The following is a 17,540-nucleotide window of genomic DNA, read 5'->3' as shown; positions in this document are numbered from 1 at the left end:
TAATTGGGTCAACAGGTAAAAGATGAGTAATTTGACTCATTGACAATAGTGCTTTTAGCTTAACTTGTGAGTAATGATCACCGCTAGATGTGCGGCAATTGGCAGAAATTTGAGTTCCATTAATACCGAAGTCTGTGCAAGTTCGGTTGAACGTACTTGCTTCCCCAATATTGCCTTGTACCAGTTGTCCATTTTTATTATGAACCCCTTGAATGGTAATGGAAGTGCGCTGATTCGTACCATTTTTTTTGTTACAAGTTGCAGATAATTGAGCGCCATTGATTGAAAAATCCGTGCAACTGGTAGCAAAGGTACTTGCTCTTTGAGCATTTGTCGGCTGCTGGAAGATGGAGAGCGATAGTACGATTGAAACAGATAATCCCGACAATTTAATTAAGTTCATGGTCTTTTTTATGATTTACTATTTTCAGCGTAAGATAATAACCCTAAAATGCTTCTAGCTTTTAGTTTAGTATAAAATTAGCCAAATAGTCAGCTTGCGACTCAGCCTCTGTGAGGGAAAATCCTAAACTTTTGGCTAGGTGTCGCCCTAAAATATAGGCTGTTATTGCTTAGACAAGACTTACGGAGGGATGGAACGCAGGCTTTACTCATTGCACAGAAACGGAGTATTACCAGTCTATAGTTCCGTGGGATATTCGATACCTAGCCCAAAGTTCAGGTAATCTCCTCAACTAAAGGTGAGTTAAATATCTGTTGTTTTTATAGGTTCAAAACTCTACTTTGAGGTAGCTACTTTAGCCAGGAAATTTTCTAAACTAAATTTACGCATAGGCCAGCACTAGCTTAGCTGGAAAAAAACAAATAAGGAGTTACTTCCTTCACCGAAATAAAAAGGAGCAATCAGATGGACAGCACTAATCAGTTTTCCCGAGAACTTGAGCAAGATTCTGCCGTGCAACAGCAACAGTCGCCAGTCAATTCTGTTGCTGAAGAATTGAACGATACGGAATTAGATGCGATCGCAGGTGGTCTTACGTTTTTCGATTGGAGTAAGCTCCAGTGGTACGGTCCGACCGAGAGAATTCCGACCGAGCATTTTGTTAGCCACATAGCGGGTAAAAAGGCTGGATAGGAGGCAACTTTACTAGGAGTTGGTTCGATCGCTTTTGGAAGCAAATTTCACTAATTATCGAAGGAGTAAACATCTGATGGAAAGCAACAATCGATTTTTGCAAGAAGTACCCTCCGAGTCGTCCGCAATCACAGCATCCGCACCGGACAACTCAACTAATCAACAATTGAGCGACTTGGATCTCGATGCGATTGCGGGCGGCTGTTCCGATATGGCCGATCGAGCTCGGGCTGCCGGTATCCCGGTTATCACAGCCAGTGGTCCAAGGCCCAACATTTTTGGTCGTGGTCTGCCCATGAACTTAATTGAAGAAATGCAGTCCTATTACGGACAGCAGAAATGAGCTGGTTGTAACTAGAAGCGATGGCGCTTCTGCTGAGTTTAAACATCCAAGGAGAAAACATCTGATGGAAAGCAACAATCAATTTTTGCAAGAATTACCATCCGAGTCGTCCCAAATCGCAGCATCAGAATTGGAAAATTCAACTAATCAAGAATTGAACGACTTGGAACTAGATGCGATCGCGGGCGGTATGCGTATTATCACAGCCAGCGGCCCAAGGCCAAAATTTGCTAGTGTTAGTGGTTTCTCCATGTACGGAGACGATAAAAAGAGCGTCTTCTAACTAGAAGCGATCGAGCTTCTGCTGAGTTAAACCACATAAGGAGGAAACATCTGATGGAAAGCAACAATCAATTTTTGCAAGAATTATCGCCCCAGTTATCCCAAATCGCAGCATCCGAATCGGAAAACTCAATCGATGAAGAATTGGACGAATTGGAATTAGAGGCGATCGCGGGTGGCCATTCCAATATGGCCGATCGAGCTCGGGCTGCTGGTATGCCTGTTATCACAGTCAGCGGCCCAAGACCTAATTTTGGTCCAGGCCCCAGTATGAACATGGAATTCTTTGAAGCATTAAGGAATTTCGATCGCTAACAGAAGAAATGAGCGGCTTGTAACTAGAAGCGATCGCGCTTCTGCTGAGTTTCAACACCCAAGGGGAAAACATCAATGGAAACCCAGTTTATTTAAGAAACTGGGTTTTTATTTACCTCATCTCATGTACCTGTGAATCTAGCGTAATTCCTATAAGGGCGGTTTTTATCAACCCTAAGCGACTAAAACTAATAATTTTGTAAACCAGTTTCTGCCTGTCTAGCACGTCTAAATCATTATATAAATATACCAAAAATATGGATGCAATACAGCCAGTATACCTCATGCAGCAAGCCCCGGATATGGGTAACACTACAATATTTAGTGTTGGCTTAGTTATCCTCTGCTTGCTCTTGCTAATTTTGTTGTGGCTGCCGGATTTGCTAACAAAAGAATAATCAGTTCGCCAACGAGCAATGTACGGGATGTAACGGATGTAAATGAGATGTTGCACCATTTTAAATAAGGCTTTTATGAACGGGCAAGATGCCCGTTTCACAAGAATTTTACTCCTTGTGAAACGGGCATCTTGCCCGTTATTGAAAATGGTTTTACCTTGAATCCCTACTCTAACTGCCGCGCCACTAATCGAGCAAACAATCCCCCCTGTTTTACCAATTTCTCAAAGGAACCAACTTCCACTAAACGGCCGGCTTCAATTACATAAATGCGATCGGCATTGCGAATCGTACTCAGGCGGTGGGCGATGACAACTCGCGTCACATTCAACTTATCCAAACTCTCAGTAACGATCGCCTGCGTGCGGTTGTCCAAAGCACTCGTAGCTTCATCCATCAGGATAACCTTTGGTTTGACAACCATTGCGCGGGCAATTAACAATCTCTGCCGCTGTCCTCCCGACAGATTCGTGCCACCCTCGCTGACAACCGTGTGCATTCCCATCGGCATTTGTTCGATATCGGCCGCTAAACCGGCCATTTGCGCGGCTTCCCAAGCTTCCTCCTGCGTTACCATCGCCCCGCAGGTAATATTGTCAAACATCGAACCGGCATTAATTCTGCCGTTTTGCAGCACTACTCCTAACTGCCGCCGCACAGCTTGAACGTCGAGGCCTGCTAAATCTTGATTGTCGTAATAAACAGTGCCGCTTTGTGCTATTTCAAATCCCAATAACAGCCGAAATAATGTTGATTTGCCACTCCCCGAAGTCCCGACGATCGCGATAAATTCCCCCGGTTGAATATTGATGCTGACATCATCTAAAATTGGGGGGCCGTCCTCCCGGTAGCGGAAAGTTGCCCTATCGACAGTAATTTGACCTTGCAAGCGGCCCGGATCGGCTTTTGTCGGGTCAGATTCCGGGATTCCCTGGACGATCGGTTTGGCTCGCTCCCACAGCGGTACAATTCCTAAAATATCAGTTACGGTATTGCTCAAGTCTGTGATGCCGGAAAGAAAAGTTCCGAAGGCGGAATTAAAAGCGAGAAACGTCCCCATATTCAGTCCGCCGCCTTCTGTTTGAGGAGTTTGCATAAACTGAATTGCAAACCAAAACATCAGAATAGAACTGACTAGCGGCAGCGCTTCGTTAAACACAGAAACGCTGTCGTCAATTCGTTTAATTCCAGTTCTTAGTTTAATTTGGTGGCTGTATTTTTTCGCCCAAGCTGCAAAGGCTCGCCCTTCGGCGGCCGCTACCCGCAACTTTGATACTCCGTTAATCAGTTCTACTGTCAGCCCGTTAATGTTACCTTCTCCTGTTTCCATCTTCCGCTCTTTTGGGATTAAGAGCAAGCTCGATGTGACTGTTACTATAACCGCAATAAGAGTTAAACCAATTCCGACTAAAGCCAGCGGCAGGCTGTAAATAAACATCAGCCCCAAATTCAACAGGGAGAATATGGCGCTCAAAAGTGTCCGCTGCGTCGCGCCGCTGAGTTGGGCGCGAATTTGATTAACTGCTAATAAGCGAGTCAGCAAGTCGCCAGAAGAATAGCTGCGGAAAAACGCCGGTTTTAATCTCAGCAATCGATCCCAAACTGCCGGCTGGAGAGTGCCGCTGGCAGCATTTTCGATCCGCAGGGTCAGAATTGTTTGAGCCATGCTAAATACAGCCCGTCCGATCGCCGCAACTAACAATACCAGCCCTAACTGCCACAGTAACAAACGATCGCTGTCAGGAATAGCATCATTGACCAAAATCGAGGTAGCTTGTGGCGTCACCATCCCCAATAGCGTTCCCAATATCCCCAGCCCGAAAGCAGCGATCATGTCTTTTTCGTAGCCCTTCGTCCCGAAGCGAAACAGTTCCGCAGCGTTGCGAACTAATAGCGGCAGCGGCCGGTAAAACATGAGAGTTTCTGACGACAACTCTTGGGCTATTGCTTTAGTTACCCGTTTGCGAGTGCGATCGATCGGATCGAACAAAGTATAGCGAGAACCCTTAGCGGGTAGCAAAGCTACAGGTTGATCGTCGCACTTTGTATAAGCCAATAGCGGGCCGCAGTTCTGCCGCCACCAATCTCCAACCAGCAACACGCGCCTGGTGCGAAATTGGGACGATCGCGCGATCGCCTCCATCGGATCTTTAACCCGGCTGAAATCTTCGGAACCCGCCGGGGGATTGACTGTTATCCCTTGTGCCTTACCTACAGCCCCAGCAGCGATTAACAGCGGCGTTCCTTCCTCAGACACCTCAGTTTTCCGGGGATGCAGCACCTCGGTTAACTCTCCCAAAGCTGTCTGAGTCACTTGGCGGTTTAGCTGTTCGCGTTCCTGAAACCGGCGGAATTCCTCTGCTTTTTGCTGAGAAACCAGCAAGTTCAAGCAGCAGCAGAAATACTCGTGCAGCAAAGCTAAACTCGGGCGCAGCCAGTCGGCCTTTTCCACCTCTGCTGTTGAGAAAATTTGCACCTCAACTTCCCCGGATGCCACCAGCAGCATATTCCCAGCCAAAGGAAACGCTGGGGAAGCGAAATTTAACTTCAATTCCCCGACACTCGCATCGCCCGACGAGACGCGCACCCAGACAACTGTTCCCGGCGGCGATCGCAGCATTTGACCTTTTTGCAGCGATATCTGCTGCAAGGCTGCTAAAACAACAGTTTCTGGGGCAACTTTTTCCTCCGGCGCGTGAAGCGGATCTATCCCGTAGGGAATCACTCGTTCTCCCAAATGCTTTATCCACCCTTCCACAAGCGCGATGGTTTTGCTGTCACCAGCAGCCACTAAAGCGGCACAATCTGCGATCGCGATCAATTCCAGTTCCGTTTCGGCGATCGCGATCGCCAGAAGTCCCCAACCTGGTTTTGAAATTTCTCCCCCCCCTTCTCCTTCTCTCCCCCGAAGCTTGGGGGTAGCAGCGCCGAACAAAGCCTCGCCTGCACCGACGCCGAACAGATAATGGCGGTTGCCCGCAGGCTTCTCACTTTGTATCTTGGCTGCAAAAACTGCGATCGCGCCCGACTTAACAATCCATACCTGATACGGGTCATTCAGCAGCAGCGGTTCATTTCCTTTAATTCGGTGCAGTTTCTTAACAGGATTTAGATCGAGCATAGCTAGTAATTGGCGATTAGTAATATCAAGTCGGGCAGGGGTTTAAAGCCCTGCGTCAAAGAAGACAGTCGGATCGAATTGATCGGGCTAATCCACAGATCCGCCGGGGATTAAAATCCCCGTCTCATAGCTAAAGTCGGTTAAAACCGACTGAATAGCCAAATCAAACCATCATTCATTTCAGTCCTCTTCAGAGGACTTTAGCTATTAGACAGGGAATTCATTCCCTGGCGGACTGTCGGGCTGGCTACTGTATTTCTGCTATTTATTCTTCATTCCCAACCAAAAGAGCATAAGCTCCTCCCAGCTTTTGCAACTCCTCATGAGTGCCTCTCTGAACAACTTTCCCCCCTGCTAGCATAATAATTTCATCGCAATCTCGAATCGTGCTCAAACGGTGAGCAACCACAATACAAGAAGTACCGCGACGCCTCAAATTGCGATCGATAATTAACTCGGTTTCAGCATCCAAAGCACTCGTTGCTTCATCCAACACCAACACCGCCGGATTTCTCACTAACGCCCTGGCAATTTCCAAACGCTGCCGCTGTCCGCCGCTCATATTTGTTCCCCCTTCATTGAGTTGAGCATCGTATCCTCCCGGCATATTCAAGATAAGTTCGTGAATTGCCGCATCAATGCACGCTTGCACTAAATCTGATTCCGGTACTGTCGGGTCCCAAAGCGTCAGATTTTCCCGAACAGTGCCGGCAAAGAGAAATATCTCTTGTTCGACCATTGCCAGCGAATTCGCTAGGATAGAACGGGGAATCAAATTGCGAGGAACCCCGTCAAATAAAATTTCGCCATTCATTGGTTCGTAAAGCCCGGTAACAAGTTTGGCAATAGTAGATTTCCCCGAACCGCTGCCCCCCACTAACGCTACGCGCTGACCCGGTTTTACAGTTAAGTTCAAGTTGTCAATTAGCGGCGCTTCCAAGCGGCTGTAGCCAAAACTGACACCGCGCAATTCAATGCTTCCTTGCAGGTGAAAAGCATCTGGTGCGATGGCGCTGCGGCTGTATCCACTATTAAAAAAATCGCGGTCTGCTTCTGGATCTACAGGGTTTTGCAGAACGTCATCAAGTCGGCTTAAATCTGCTTCTAATTCTTGCAGAGTGCTGCCAAAATGGACTAGATTGTTGACTGGTCGCAGGAATTGTTGAGTGAGACTTTGATAGGCAATTAACATCCCGATACTCAAACCGCCGTTCATCACCCGCAAGCCCCCGACAACTAAGATAGCAGTTGCAGCTAATGCCGTTAAAAATGCTGGTAATATTGACAATATTTGAGTGGGCAAAGCCAATTCTTGCTGGGCGTTGCTCATTTTGGCATAGTACCCGGCAAACTTAGAAAATAAATCGAATTCTAAACCGCTAGCTTTGACAGTTTCTATAGATTGAATGCCTGCAATTGCAGCACCGCCCACCTTACCTGTTTCCTGAGCTAATCTGGTGTTAGCATCGACGCGGCTGCGGGATAAAGATTGGAGTGCCAAAAAGTTTAAGGCTGCAAAAACAGCCGCAACACTGGTCAATACCCAGTCGTACATAACCATAATTATTGCATAGAAAACCATCATTACCGCGTCGATCGCAGTTGCAGCAAGTTTCCCCGATAAAATTTCAGCAACCTTGTCATTAACTTGGCAGCGACTGCTAATTTCACCTGCAAACCGCTGGGCGTAAAATCCCACAGGCAAGCGCAAAGTATGCCAGAGAAACTGTCCCGACATCGAAATCGCCAGCTTGTTTGCCAGCCGCCGCAAATAGAAAAGCCGCATCCGCGCTAGCAGCCCTTGGACGGCCGCCGCCAACAGCATTCCCAATATTAAAGGCCGCAGCCACTCGTGACGGTTTTCGACGAGAATTTCATCCACAAAAATTTGGGTAAATGCTGCGCCAGCCAAACGGGGAACAGTCAGTAATAAACCAGCAATTAAACAAAATGCGATCGCCCAGCGGGAACTTTGCAATCGGGAATCTAAAGCACTGGCAATACTCGGTTTTTTCCCACCCTTTTTAAACTCCGGCCCAGGCTCAAAAGTCAAAACAACGCCAGTATAAGCCAACTTAAATTCTTCTAGAGAAACAGTCCTCGGCCCCGATGCGGGGTCATTGAGATAAACGCGCTTTTTCTTCATCCCCTCAACCACCAAAAAGTGATTGAAATTCCAAAAAACAATAAAAGGGGGCGGTACAATTTTCAACTCTTCAACAGTTTTTTTAAACCCTTTAGCATCTAAGCCGTAAATTCGGGCTGCTTTGAGGATATTAGAAGCTTTACTGCCATCGCGAGAAACGCCGCACTCGCTCCGCAATTGGGCTAAAGGTACTGGGTGTTGGCAGTAACTCAAAATAATTCCTAAAGCAGCAGCACCGCACTCTACTGCTTCCATTTGTAAGAGGGTGGGAGTACGAACTCGCCTTAAGTTGCGCGGCGTAAAAAAGTTGTTAATCCAGGGAAATTTCATTGCTTATTAACGGGTAATTAGTAAATGAACAAGACTTACGCACCGGGACCGAGAAACCGGGTTTTTTTACGAAAATACTTCGTGAGGGCGAGCAGATTAGGTAAAAAACCCGGTTTCTGACTACCCATGCGTCAGTTGTTAGTAAACCCCAGTCAAAGACCTAAAAATGGGAATCACGTAAGAAATCGGCGCTAACTGCCCGATTTGAACCCGAACTAGCGCCGTAGTACCGGGGGAAATCTTGAGAGGAGGCCCGTTCGAGGAAGACCATTTGTAACCGCTGATAGTGTTCGGATCTTGTTGCAATTCGACAAAAACTTGCACGGGAGCACCGCCGCCAGCGATGCTTTTTGCGATGCTGTCAGCCAAATTTTCATTGCCGATAATTGCCGACATATCTTGATTAGTAACCGGAAAAGGAGAAACTTGGGTTACTTTGCCGACAATGCCGCCGTAGCGTTCTCGCTTGACGACGCTAGGGGTAACTTGTACGGTCATTCCCGGTTTAATTTGCTTGCCGTCTCTGTCAGCAAAATAGACAAGACTGACCATTTTTTCGCGAGAATTCTCAGATTCAACTGTCCCGATTCTTGTACCGATGTTCAGCATTTGACCTGCAACGGCGCTAACTTCTAAAACGCGCCCGTCATATTGGCTGGTAATTTTGCTGTCGGCGGTCAACTGATTCTGTAAGTGGGCAATCTTGCGTTTAACTTCCTGAATTTGATTTGTTTGGGCGATCGACTTCTCTAAGTCTTGTTGAGCTAGTTTGACCGCTTGGGTTTCTATGTCTTTAATCTTAGTTTTTATTTCATCAATTTTGTTGAGGTTTTGCAGGTAATCTCGTTCGGCGTTACTTTTCTGAACTTTAAGTTCTTGGAGGTTGTTTTTAATTTCGTTAAGGCGGTTGAGATTTTGCAGGTACTCCCGTTCGGTATTGGTAGCTTCAACCTTGAGTTGCTGCCGGGTGTTTTTGATGTCGTCAATTTTATTGAGATTTTGCAGGAATTCGCGATCGCTATTCGTTTTCTGAACGTCGAGTTCCTTTAACTGCGTTTCAATATCCGCCAGTTGCATCTGAGAGTCCGCAAATTCCTGTCTCGCTTGCAGCATTACATCCTCGCCGATCGCCCTCTCTTGTTCGTAAAGAACGCGGCGAGTTTCAAACCGCTGCTGTAAAGTTTCCACCAAAGAAGTGATGTGCTGTTTTCGCTGCAAAAGACTGTCGCGTTTTTTGGCGATCGCGGCCAGAGTTTGCTGCCGCAATATCGGCGCAACTTGTTCTCGCCGCAAACTTTCTTCCAAACTTTGGCGTTTTTCTGCTAATGCTGTCAGAGTTTGCTGCCGCAGTATCGGGGCAATTTGTTCTCGGCGCAAACTTTCTTCCAAACTTTGGCGTTTTTGCTCTAATGCCGCCATACTTTGCTGGTGCAATATCGGTGCAACTGACTCCCTATTCAAGCTTTCTTGAAGGTCTTTTTGCTCCTGTTCGAGGGTTTTTAATTCCAGCGCCATCTGCTGTTTTTGCAGCTTATTAGTATCTTGCTTTTGTCCTTGCAGTTGGGCTAATTTGGCTTTTTCTTGTTCTAGCTGCTGCTGGAGGTCGAGTTTATTAATTCTGCCGATTTCTTGACCCCGTTTAACAACATCTCCCGGCTTGATATTTAGCTTTAACAATTGACCGGAACTAGCAGCTTGAAATTGCACGACTCGGCGGGGCAGAAGCAACACGCCTTGACCGGAAACAGTCAGCGGAATTCGCCCGATCGCACTCCAAACGCCCGCAGCAGCAACTAAACAGCCAATTGCAGTTAGTGGCAGCCACGATCGAGGACTAACCACCTGCATCATTTCGTCGAGGCGTTCCGGTGAAGATAAGCGATCGATCGCTTCAGTAGTGAAAAGTTTGTTTTGTTTTACCTGCATCAGCTATTCCTTTCGAGAGTGCGATCGCGCTGTCAGCAGGGGTGTATTTGAAGGGGAAATTCCTTGCAAGTCAATTGAGGCACAAACAATTTCCCAACAAACGTTCAAAGCTTCCGTGCAATTACTTGAATCTTCTCACTCCTGTTTGCAGCTTGCCTGTAAAATCACTTTACGACAATTAACCCTCGTAAGACCTAACTAACAGTAGAGTTTTCAGCTAACAAAAAGACCAGCGTACAGCCAGTCTTCAGACGGGGAATGACCCGAACTTTCGGCTAGGTATCGCCTGCAGCCAGTGCCTACACATTGGTCATCAGTTAAGTTAAAAACACTTTTGTCAATGAGTAGAATTACTCTAAGGTATCGAAGTAGCAACTTAAAATGTGCTGCTAAGGATTGCTATATAGTTTGATTTTTGATAAGTTCACTAAACCAACCCCAGTGCAACAAAATGCTCTTGATTTGCTTGGTGTTTCTCTAATTTATACGCAGTAAACCGGGGGCAAAAATCTTTATTTCAAAAGCTTACTACACTGAATCTGCTTTTTGTAAATTTGGGAATTTCAGTGTAATTGGTGATTGGTAATTGTAGGTGGGGTAGAAGGAAGAGAAACCCCACCTACAATTACTATTAACAGTCACAGTCACAAGTCAAAAGCTAACAGTCAACCGTTAATTGTTAACTGTTGACTGTTAAACTGAATGCCTGTGCCGAACTCGCTAGAAAATGCCTGAATGGCTGTTCAGTCTCTCGATTTAGAACTTTTAGAAAGCTTACCCTCAAAAGGTTGAACTCCACTATTTGGATAGTTGTCATCGCTGGGGCTAAAAATCCGCACCGCTGCTTCCGAGACGTAACGCATCGCGTTTGCCAAAGATTTAGAAAGATTCATAGAATCTGCCTCTCTTGTCTGGGTTCTGATACTTTTAATATTACTCTGATTTTTGGGCTGTGGATGAGTTTAGCAATATTTATTTGAATTACTTATTGGTCTGCAACATTGAAGCAAGCTGAAGGTTTAAGAAATTACGCATTGTTGGACGATCGACCTTTTGCTGGTAGATTTTTCCTTGGTCAACTCAATCTGTCGCGATCGCCCTCCCGACGCTCAGAAACCGGGTTGTCTAACTCTATTCAAAGGCTGCAAGGAAATATTTTCGCAAAAAACCGGGAACGCTTGAGTGTTTGTGCTTAATTCCTGAGTTTGTTAAATTCAGTATTTATATTGCTTTTACCATAATATTAATGTACAAATTAACCGAAATCCGCTATTAAAGGGCATAATAAGCGAATTTTTCCGACAAATATCTGCAATCTTTATCAAATATTTACAAAAAGATATGGTGTTTGTCACTATAATTAAAAAAAAGAAGTTTGTTCGGGGTTTTTTTTATGAAAACTACCACAGAAAGCCTGCAGCTCACAGGTTTTGAAGAAATCTTAGAAGACCGGGAACTAACGGTTTCTTCAGCAGATTACAGCCTTTTGACCGATCTCTACCAGCTAACGATGGCCGCTTGTTATGTCGGGGAAGGGCTCGACGGGCGGGCAGCGAGTTTTGAATTATTCGCGCGCAGGCTGCCAGAGGGTTTTGGCTACGCGATCGCGATGGGTTTGGCTCAAGTTCTCGATTATTTGGAGAAATTTCGGTTTTCGCCGGCGCAAATTCAGGCTTTGCAGTCCACTGGGATTTTTGCCGGCGCCCCGGAGCGATTTTGGACTTTACTCGCCACAGCCCGCTTTACTGGCGATGTTTGGGCGGTGCCGGAGGGGACGGCGGTGTTTGCCAACGAGCCTCTGCTGCGAATTGAGGCTCCTCTGTGGCAGGCTCAGTTAGTGGAAACTTATTTATTGAATGCCATAAATTATCAAACTTTGATTGCGACGCGGGCAGCGCGGCTGCGCGATGTGGCGGGCCCGGAGGCTAAGTTGCTTGAATTCGGGACGCGCAGGGCTTTTGGGCCTCAAGCTGCTGTTTGGGCCGCTAGGGCTGCCCTGGCTGCGGGATTCGACGGAACTTCTAATGTTTTGGCTGCTTTGAAGTTGGGCCGCAAGCCTGTGGGTACGATCGCCCATGCTTTGGTAATGGCTGTGGCGGCTCTAGAAGGCAGCGAGAATCAGGCGTTTGCAGCTTTTCACCGCTATTTTCCGGGGGCGCCCCTCCTGATCGATACTTATGATACTGTGGCGGCGGCGCGGATGTTGGCTGATCGAGTAAACAGCGGTGAAATGCAGTTGGAAGGCGTGCGGCTGGATTCGGGCGATTTGGCGCTGCTGTCTCGGGAAGTTCGATCGATCCTGCCTGGGGTTCCAATTTTTGCTAGCGGCGATTTGGACGATCGAGAAATTGCTAAATTAAAAAGTAGCGGTGCTTGCATTGACGGTTACGGTTTGGGAACCAAGTTGGTCAGCGGTTCCCCTGTCAACGGTGTTTATAAGTTGGTGGAAATTGACGGAATTCCGGTGATGAAAGAGGCAAGCGGCAAGGTAACATATCCAGGAAGAAAGCAAATTTTTAGACATATTGAAAATGGGCAAATTCTCGGAGATTGTTTGGGATTGTCGGGAGAAACTATTCACAATTGCGATTCTTACTTACCATTAATGGAGTTGGTTGTCAAGGATGGCAAACGAGTCCAGAACCCGGAAAGTTTGGAAGAGATCGCCAAACGCACTGCTGCTTCTGTCGCCAGTCTTCGACCCGAAACTCGCCAACTTGACAACCCGATTTCGCCGTCAGTGGAAATTTCTACAGATTTGCAGAGTCTCACCCAAAAAACGAAAAAGAGTCATTAGTTAGTAGTCAGTGGTTATTGGTGTTAACTTAAGACTAAAATCCATGATAAATCTCGTTTCTAGCTTAGCCTCGATCCCCCTAAATCCCCCTTAAGAAGGGGGACTTTGAGAGCTGACAGTCCCCTCTTTTTTGAAGCGAGACTTCGATCGCTCCAGTTCCCCCCTTTTTAAGGGGGGTTAGGGGGGATCGAGGGGTTAATTATCAAACAGCAGGCTGGAACTACGTTTGATATTAATTTGACACGCTTTGGTCATTAGTATGTAGTTCAATTCCCCATTCCCAATTTCCCATTAACTATTAACGATATTACCGATTACCTATGCAGAAGATTGCTCTTTTTGGAACCAGTGCCGATCCGCCCACAGCAGGACACAAAACAATTCTGAGTTGGCTTTCCCAACATTTTGATTGGGTAGCAGTTTGGGCGTCAGACAATCCTTTTAAGTCCCACCAAACTTCTCTAGAACACCGATCGGCAATGCTGCTGTTAATGATTCAAGAAATTAATTCGCCCAGACACAATCTTTGTTTGCATCCAGAACTCAGCAGTCCGAGGACGGTGGAAACTGTGGAACAAGCAAGATTGCTGTGGCCTAATGCAGATTTGACGCTGGTAATAGGTTCCGACTTGGTGGGGCAACTGTCTCGCTGGTACAAATTTGAAGAATTGTTAAAAAAAGTCGAGTTGCTGATAGTACCGCGACCCGGTTATCCGTCAGAGCAAATAGATTTGTGGCAGTTGAGGCGCCTGGGTGCAGACGTGGCGATCGCATCTTTGAGCGCTCCCAATGTTTCTTCTACTTCCTATCGGGAAACAGGAGACAGGGAAGCTCTGACTCCGACCATCGAAGATTACATCCATAGGGAGCATTTGTACGCATGGCACGAGGCACAAAAAAGAGCGAGGGTTGCTCATTAGCTGACTTTAAAGTAGGAGTAGATAATGTTATTTTTTCCGTCGATACCGTGCAGAACCGCTTGTTGGTGCTGTTGGTAATGCGGCAAGACGAACCGTTTATCGATTCTTGGAGTCTTCCCGGTACTTTGGTGCGTCAGGGCGAGTCTCTTGAAAATGCGGCTTACCGAATTTTGTCTGAGAAAATTCGGGTAAAAAATTTGTATTTGGAGCAATTGTATACTTTCGGAGAACCGGGGCGCGATCCTCGGGAAGTTACCAGGGGCGATCGTTATCTTTCGGTTAGTTATTTTGCTTTGGTTCGGTTTGAGGAAGCTGAGTTAATTGCTGGGAGTGTAGTTGCGGGTGTCGGCCACCGTGTCGGGGGTATTGCTTGGTATCCCGTGCAACAAGTTCCTAAGCTGGCCTTCGATCACAATCAAATTCTCGAATACGGATACCGGCGACTGCGTAACAAACTTGAATACAGTCCGGTAGCTTTTGAAGTTTTGCCGGAACTTTTTACTTTGAGCGATTTGTATCAACTTTATACAACTATTTTGGGGGAAAATTTTTCTGATTATTCTAATTTTAGAGCTCGATTGTTGAAATTGGGTTTTTTGTGCGATACCGGTGTTAAGGTTTCGCGCGGGGCGGGCCGCCCTGCTAGTTTGTACCGCTTTGATGCGGCCGCTTTTGCTCCTTTCAAAAATAAGCCACTGGTGTTTATCTAGCTGTTCCTTGGATGACATTCTGGGATCAATTTAGTAACATTAGAATAGAAGCTATTAAGGAGTGCAGACGATGAAAGACCCTGATGAATGCGCTAATATTCACGAAGTTCGGGAGGAAATTGATATCATCGATCGAGAAGTGATCGATGCTTTGAGCAAGAGATTTCAATACGTCATCGCGGCAGCAAGGTTCAAAACGAGTGAAGCTAGCGTTCGATCGTCGGATCGCTTTCAGGCTATGTTACAGCAGCGGCGCGAGTGGGCTAAAGAATCGGGTTTGAATCCTGATGTGGTGGAAAATATTTACCGGGATTTGGTAAATTATTATATTGAGGAAGAGTTAAAACATTACAAATCTGAGTAAGTTTTCGCTACATTCAAATCTAGGACTATAGGAAAGTGAGTCCGCGCGGGCGGATTGTTAGCAATATTTATTAAGTGATTTGGTGATATGAAAATTGCGATCGCACAACTCAATCCTACTATTGGTGATATCTTGGGCAACTCCAACCTAATTCTGGAGGCTGCGAAAAAAGCTGAGGTTGAGGGCGCAAACTTATTGCTAACACCGGAACTTTCCCTGATCGGTTATCCGCCGCGCGATTTGTTAATTAATCCGAGTTTCATTGCAGATGCAGGTGCACAGTTGCAGCAACTGGCGCAAGCTTTGCCACGAAAGTTGGCAGTTATAGTAGGCACAGCCTTACCTAATGCTAAGGCTGTTAAACTCGGCGGAAAATCATTGTTTAATAGCGCTGTTTTGTTGCAAAATGGCGCCGTCAAACAAGTTTTTCATAAACGCTTGTTGCCTACTTATGATGTATTTGATGAAGATAGATATTTTGAACCTGGAGAAAACAGCAATTACTTTTCTATTGGCGAAGTCAAAATTGGCGTGACAATTTGTGAAGATTTGTGGAACAATGAAGAGTTTTGGGGTAAACGCAGTTACGCGGGCGATCCTGTTTCCGATCTGGCAAAATTGGGCGTAGATTTAGTGGTGAATTTGTCGGCATCGCCTTACTGTGCGGGGAAGCGGGGAGTGCGATCGGCGATGTTGCAGCACAGCGTCATCCGCTGCGCGATACCGATTATTTACGCTAATCAGGTAGGGGGAAATGACGATATTATTTTTGACGGCAGCAGTTTTGCTGTGAATCGAAAGGGTGATTTGATTCAGGTATTAGCTTCTTTTGAAACGGATTTTGCGGTGCTGGAATATGACGCAGCTAAACAAGATTTAGTTGGCAGCCATCAGCAAAATGCAGCAGGAAGTGAGGCGGCGCCGTTGAGTTTTCATCCGGCAGAAGGAGATGCCGAAATTTGGGCTGCTTTGGTTTTGGGAGTACGAGATTATGTTCGCAAGTGCGGTTTTTCTAAGGTTGTACTCGGTTTGAGTGGGGGGATAGATTCGGCTTTGGTGGCGGCGATCGCCAGTTGCGCGATCGGGCGCGAAAATGTTCTAGGGGTGCTGATGCCTTCTCCTTACAGTTCGGATCATTCGGTTAATGATGCTTTGGAATTAGCCCGCAATCTGGGCATCGCGATCGAACTATTGCCGATCGGCGATTTGATGAAAACTTACGATCGCACTCTCGCCAATTTGTTTGTCAACACAACTTTCGGGATTGCTGAGGAAAATATTCAATCGCGGATTCGAGGCAATCTGTTGATGGCAATTTCTAATAAGTTCGGACATTTGCTGCTATCGACTGGCAATAAGTCGGAAATGGCGGTGGGTTACTGCACTCTCTACGGCGATATGAATGGGGGATTGGCGGTGATTTCTGATGTGCCGAAAACTCGCGTGTATTCGCTTTGTAGGTGGCTGAATTCTGGGAGTGAGAAGATTAAAAATCAGGCTGACTTGGCAAAGGAAATTATTCCGGTTAATATTATTACTAAGCCGCCGAGTGCTGAACTGAAACCGGGACAAGTTGACCAAGATTCTTTGCCGGATTACGATGTTTTGGATGACATCTTGCAGCGGTTGATAGAAAATCACGAATCGGTCCAACAAATTGTCGCTGCAGGACACGATGAAGCCGTGGTTAAACGTGTAGTAAAATTAGTGAGGCAAGCGGAGTTTAAACGGCGGCAAGCAGCCCCTGGTTTGAAAATTAGCGATCGAGCTTTTGGTACCGGTTGGCGGATGCCGATCGCCAAATCTTCATTCTATTAAACGCATCATTAAACGCAAAATGGTTAACATCGACGGTAGTTTCGGCTTCGATTTTCTCCTGGGAACTCTCAGCAACGATACGATTAGAGGATTTGCGGGTAATGATACTATTCAAGGTTTGGGGGGAAATGACCGAATTTTTGGCGATCGGGAAAATGATTTGCTGGCCGGAAATGAAGGCGCTGATACGCTGTCTGGCGGTCAGGGAAGCGATACAATCTATGGAGGACAAGACTCCGATTGGATATTTTGCGATCGGGGTAACGATTTGCTAATAGGCGGCGAAGGCGGGGATATCTTGACAGGAGGCGCGGGGGAGGATTTATTTGTAATGGAAAAAACCGCGGCCCCATCTACTATTACTGAAGCCGATATAATTACTGATTTTGGCAACGGCAATGATAAAATTGTCTTGACAGAAGGCATGAAGTTTAGCGATTTAGAGCTTTCTGTTTCCGACAACCAAACTATTATGAAAGATAAAAATTCGGGCAAATATTTAGGAGTTGTTTCGGGAAATTCTAATCTGACTGAATCCAACTTTATTTCGCTGTTTGGCCAACTAGATAGGGGTCAGCTTTTGCCAATTTCGGTTAACACGATTATAGCCGATCGCGCGATCGGACTGGAAGTGGCGCAAACTCCTCAAGAGCAAGCCACAGGTTTAATGTTTCGGACAGAATTACCGGATGACAGGGGAATGTTTTTCCCGATAGAACCCGCGCGAAACGTGCGTTTTTGGATGAAAAACGTGTTGATTGAGCTGGATATGGTTTTTCTGCGGGAAGGCGTAGTGCAGGCGATAATTCCTAACGTACCGCCGTGTTTGAGCGAAATCTGCCCCAACTACGGCCCGGATGTTCCAGTTGACGGAGTGATCGAACTAAGAGGCGGAAGGGCGGCCCAATTGGGACTCAAAGTTGGCGATCGGATTCCCAATTTACCCTAAAAGGTATATGATTTTATCGCAGCCT

Annotated in this window: 17 protein-coding genes; 12 read left to right on the top strand and 5 right to left on the bottom strand. The window is 46.4% G+C overall.

What is annotated here, in order from left to right; genetic code table 11:
• The coding region (locus QUA25_RS18260) for a CVNH domain-containing protein (RefSeq protein ID WP_333040264.1) at nt 1–403 on the bottom strand (403 nt) is incomplete at its 3' end.
• Nucleotides 404–868: 465 nt separating this feature from the next.
• Between QUA25_RS18260 and QUA25_RS18255 the strand changes: the two genes are divergently transcribed.
• The 5 genes from QUA25_RS18255 to QUA25_RS18235 all read left to right on the top strand — a co-directional run bounded on the left by QUA25_RS18255 (nt 869) and on the right by QUA25_RS18235 (nt 2,434).
• Nucleotides 869–1,096, top strand: a complete 228-nt coding sequence (locus tag QUA25_RS18255) for a hypothetical protein (protein WP_333040262.1) — start codon at nt 869–871, stop codon at nt 1,094–1,096.
• A 76-nt stretch (nt 1,097–1,172) separates the two neighbouring features.
• Nucleotides 1,173–1,439, top strand: coding sequence for a hypothetical protein (locus tag QUA25_RS18250; protein WP_333040261.1), 267 nt, complete (start codon nt 1,173–1,175; stop codon nt 1,437–1,439).
• Nucleotides 1,440–1,503: 64 nt separating this feature from the next.
• Nucleotides 1,504–1,722 carry a hypothetical protein gene (locus QUA25_RS18245; RefSeq protein ID WP_333040260.1) on the top strand — a complete coding sequence of 73 codons (219 nt, stop codon included), beginning with the start codon at nt 1,504–1,506 and terminating at the stop codon, nt 1,720–1,722.
• Between the two features lie 53 nt (nt 1,723–1,775).
• Nucleotides 1,776–2,036: a hypothetical protein gene (locus QUA25_RS18240; protein ID WP_333040258.1), complete on the top strand. Its 261-nt coding sequence runs from the start codon at nt 1,776–1,778 to the stop codon at nt 2,034–2,036.
• A 257-nt stretch (nt 2,037–2,293) separates the two neighbouring features.
• Complete coding sequence (locus QUA25_RS18235) at nt 2,294–2,434, top strand: hypothetical protein (protein ID WP_333040255.1); 141 nt, start codon at nt 2,294–2,296, stop codon at nt 2,432–2,434.
• 166 nt (nt 2,435–2,600) lie between these two features.
• Here QUA25_RS18235 and QUA25_RS18230 read toward each other — a convergent pair whose 3' ends face one another.
• The 4 genes from QUA25_RS18230 to QUA25_RS18215 all read right to left on the bottom strand — a co-directional run bounded on the left by QUA25_RS18230 (nt 2,601) and on the right by QUA25_RS18215 (nt 10,850).
• Entirely contained in the window at nt 2,601–5,555 is a 2,955-nt protein-coding gene (locus QUA25_RS18230) for an NHLP bacteriocin export ABC transporter permease/ATPase subunit (RefSeq protein ID WP_333040253.1), read from the bottom strand.
• Nucleotides 5,556–5,820: 265 nt separating this feature from the next.
• Nucleotides 5,821–8,031 carry an NHLP family bacteriocin export ABC transporter peptidase/permease/ATPase subunit gene (locus QUA25_RS18225; RefSeq protein WP_333040249.1) on the bottom strand — a complete coding sequence of 737 codons (2,211 nt, stop codon included), beginning with the start codon at nt 8,029–8,031 and terminating at the stop codon, nt 5,821–5,823.
• 138 nt (nt 8,032–8,169) lie between these two features.
• The gene (locus tag QUA25_RS18220; protein ID WP_333040247.1) at nt 8,170–9,957 is read right to left on the bottom strand and encodes an NHLP bacteriocin system secretion protein; all 1,788 of its coding nucleotides are present in this window, start codon (nt 9,955–9,957) and stop codon (nt 8,170–8,172) included.
• A 743-nt stretch (nt 9,958–10,700) separates the two neighbouring features.
• Nucleotides 10,701–10,850, bottom strand: coding sequence for an isochorismate synthase (locus QUA25_RS18215; RefSeq protein ID WP_242722643.1), 150 nt, complete (start codon nt 10,848–10,850; stop codon nt 10,701–10,703).
• 108 nt (nt 10,851–10,958) lie between these two features.
• Here QUA25_RS18215 and QUA25_RS18210 point away from each other — a divergent pair, with 108 nt between their 5' ends.
• From QUA25_RS18210 to QUA25_RS18180, 7 genes are all read left to right on the top strand, one after another.
• Entirely contained in the window at nt 10,959–11,153 is a 195-nt protein-coding gene (locus tag QUA25_RS18210; protein ID WP_333040245.1) for a hypothetical protein, read from the top strand.
• A 197-nt stretch (nt 11,154–11,350) separates the two neighbouring features.
• The gene (locus tag QUA25_RS18205; RefSeq protein WP_333040243.1) at nt 11,351–12,754 is read left to right on the top strand and encodes a nicotinate phosphoribosyltransferase; all 1,404 of its coding nucleotides are present in this window, start codon (nt 11,351–11,353) and stop codon (nt 12,752–12,754) included.
• Between the two features lie 320 nt (nt 12,755–13,074).
• On the top strand, nt 13,075–13,674 hold the full coding sequence (locus QUA25_RS18200; protein WP_333040242.1) for a nicotinate-nucleotide adenylyltransferase: 600 nt from the start codon (nt 13,075–13,077) through the stop codon (nt 13,672–13,674).
• Nucleotides 13,635–14,384 (top strand): NrtR DNA-binding winged helix domain-containing protein, encoded by a 750-nt coding sequence (locus QUA25_RS18195; RefSeq protein WP_333040239.1) that lies wholly within the window; start codon nt 13,635–13,637, stop codon nt 14,382–14,384. The genes QUA25_RS18200 and QUA25_RS18195 overlap by 40 nt, the downstream gene beginning before the upstream one ends.
• A 70-nt stretch (nt 14,385–14,454) precedes the next feature.
• Nucleotides 14,455–14,748 carry an isochorismate lyase gene (locus QUA25_RS18190; RefSeq protein ID WP_333040236.1) on the top strand — a complete coding sequence of 98 codons (294 nt, stop codon included), beginning with the start codon at nt 14,455–14,457 and terminating at the stop codon, nt 14,746–14,748.
• A gap of 87 nt (nt 14,749–14,835) precedes the next feature.
• Entirely contained in the window at nt 14,836–16,566 is a 1,731-nt protein-coding gene (locus QUA25_RS18185) for an NAD+ synthase (RefSeq protein ID WP_333040234.1), read from the top strand.
• A 19-nt stretch (nt 16,567–16,585) separates the two neighbouring features.
• Nucleotides 16,586–17,515, top strand: a complete 930-nt coding sequence (locus tag QUA25_RS18180; RefSeq protein ID WP_333040232.1) for a DUF192 domain-containing protein — start codon at nt 16,586–16,588, stop codon at nt 17,513–17,515.
• The last annotated feature ends 25 nt before the right edge of the window (nt 17,516–17,540 follow it).

The sequence above is a fragment of the Microcoleus sp. Pol17C6 genome, assembly GCF_036701145.1.
Lineage (GTDB): Bacteria > Cyanobacteriota > Cyanobacteriia > Cyanobacteriales > Microcoleaceae > Microcoleus.
This window is presented reverse-complemented; position numbering and strand designations above follow the sequence as displayed.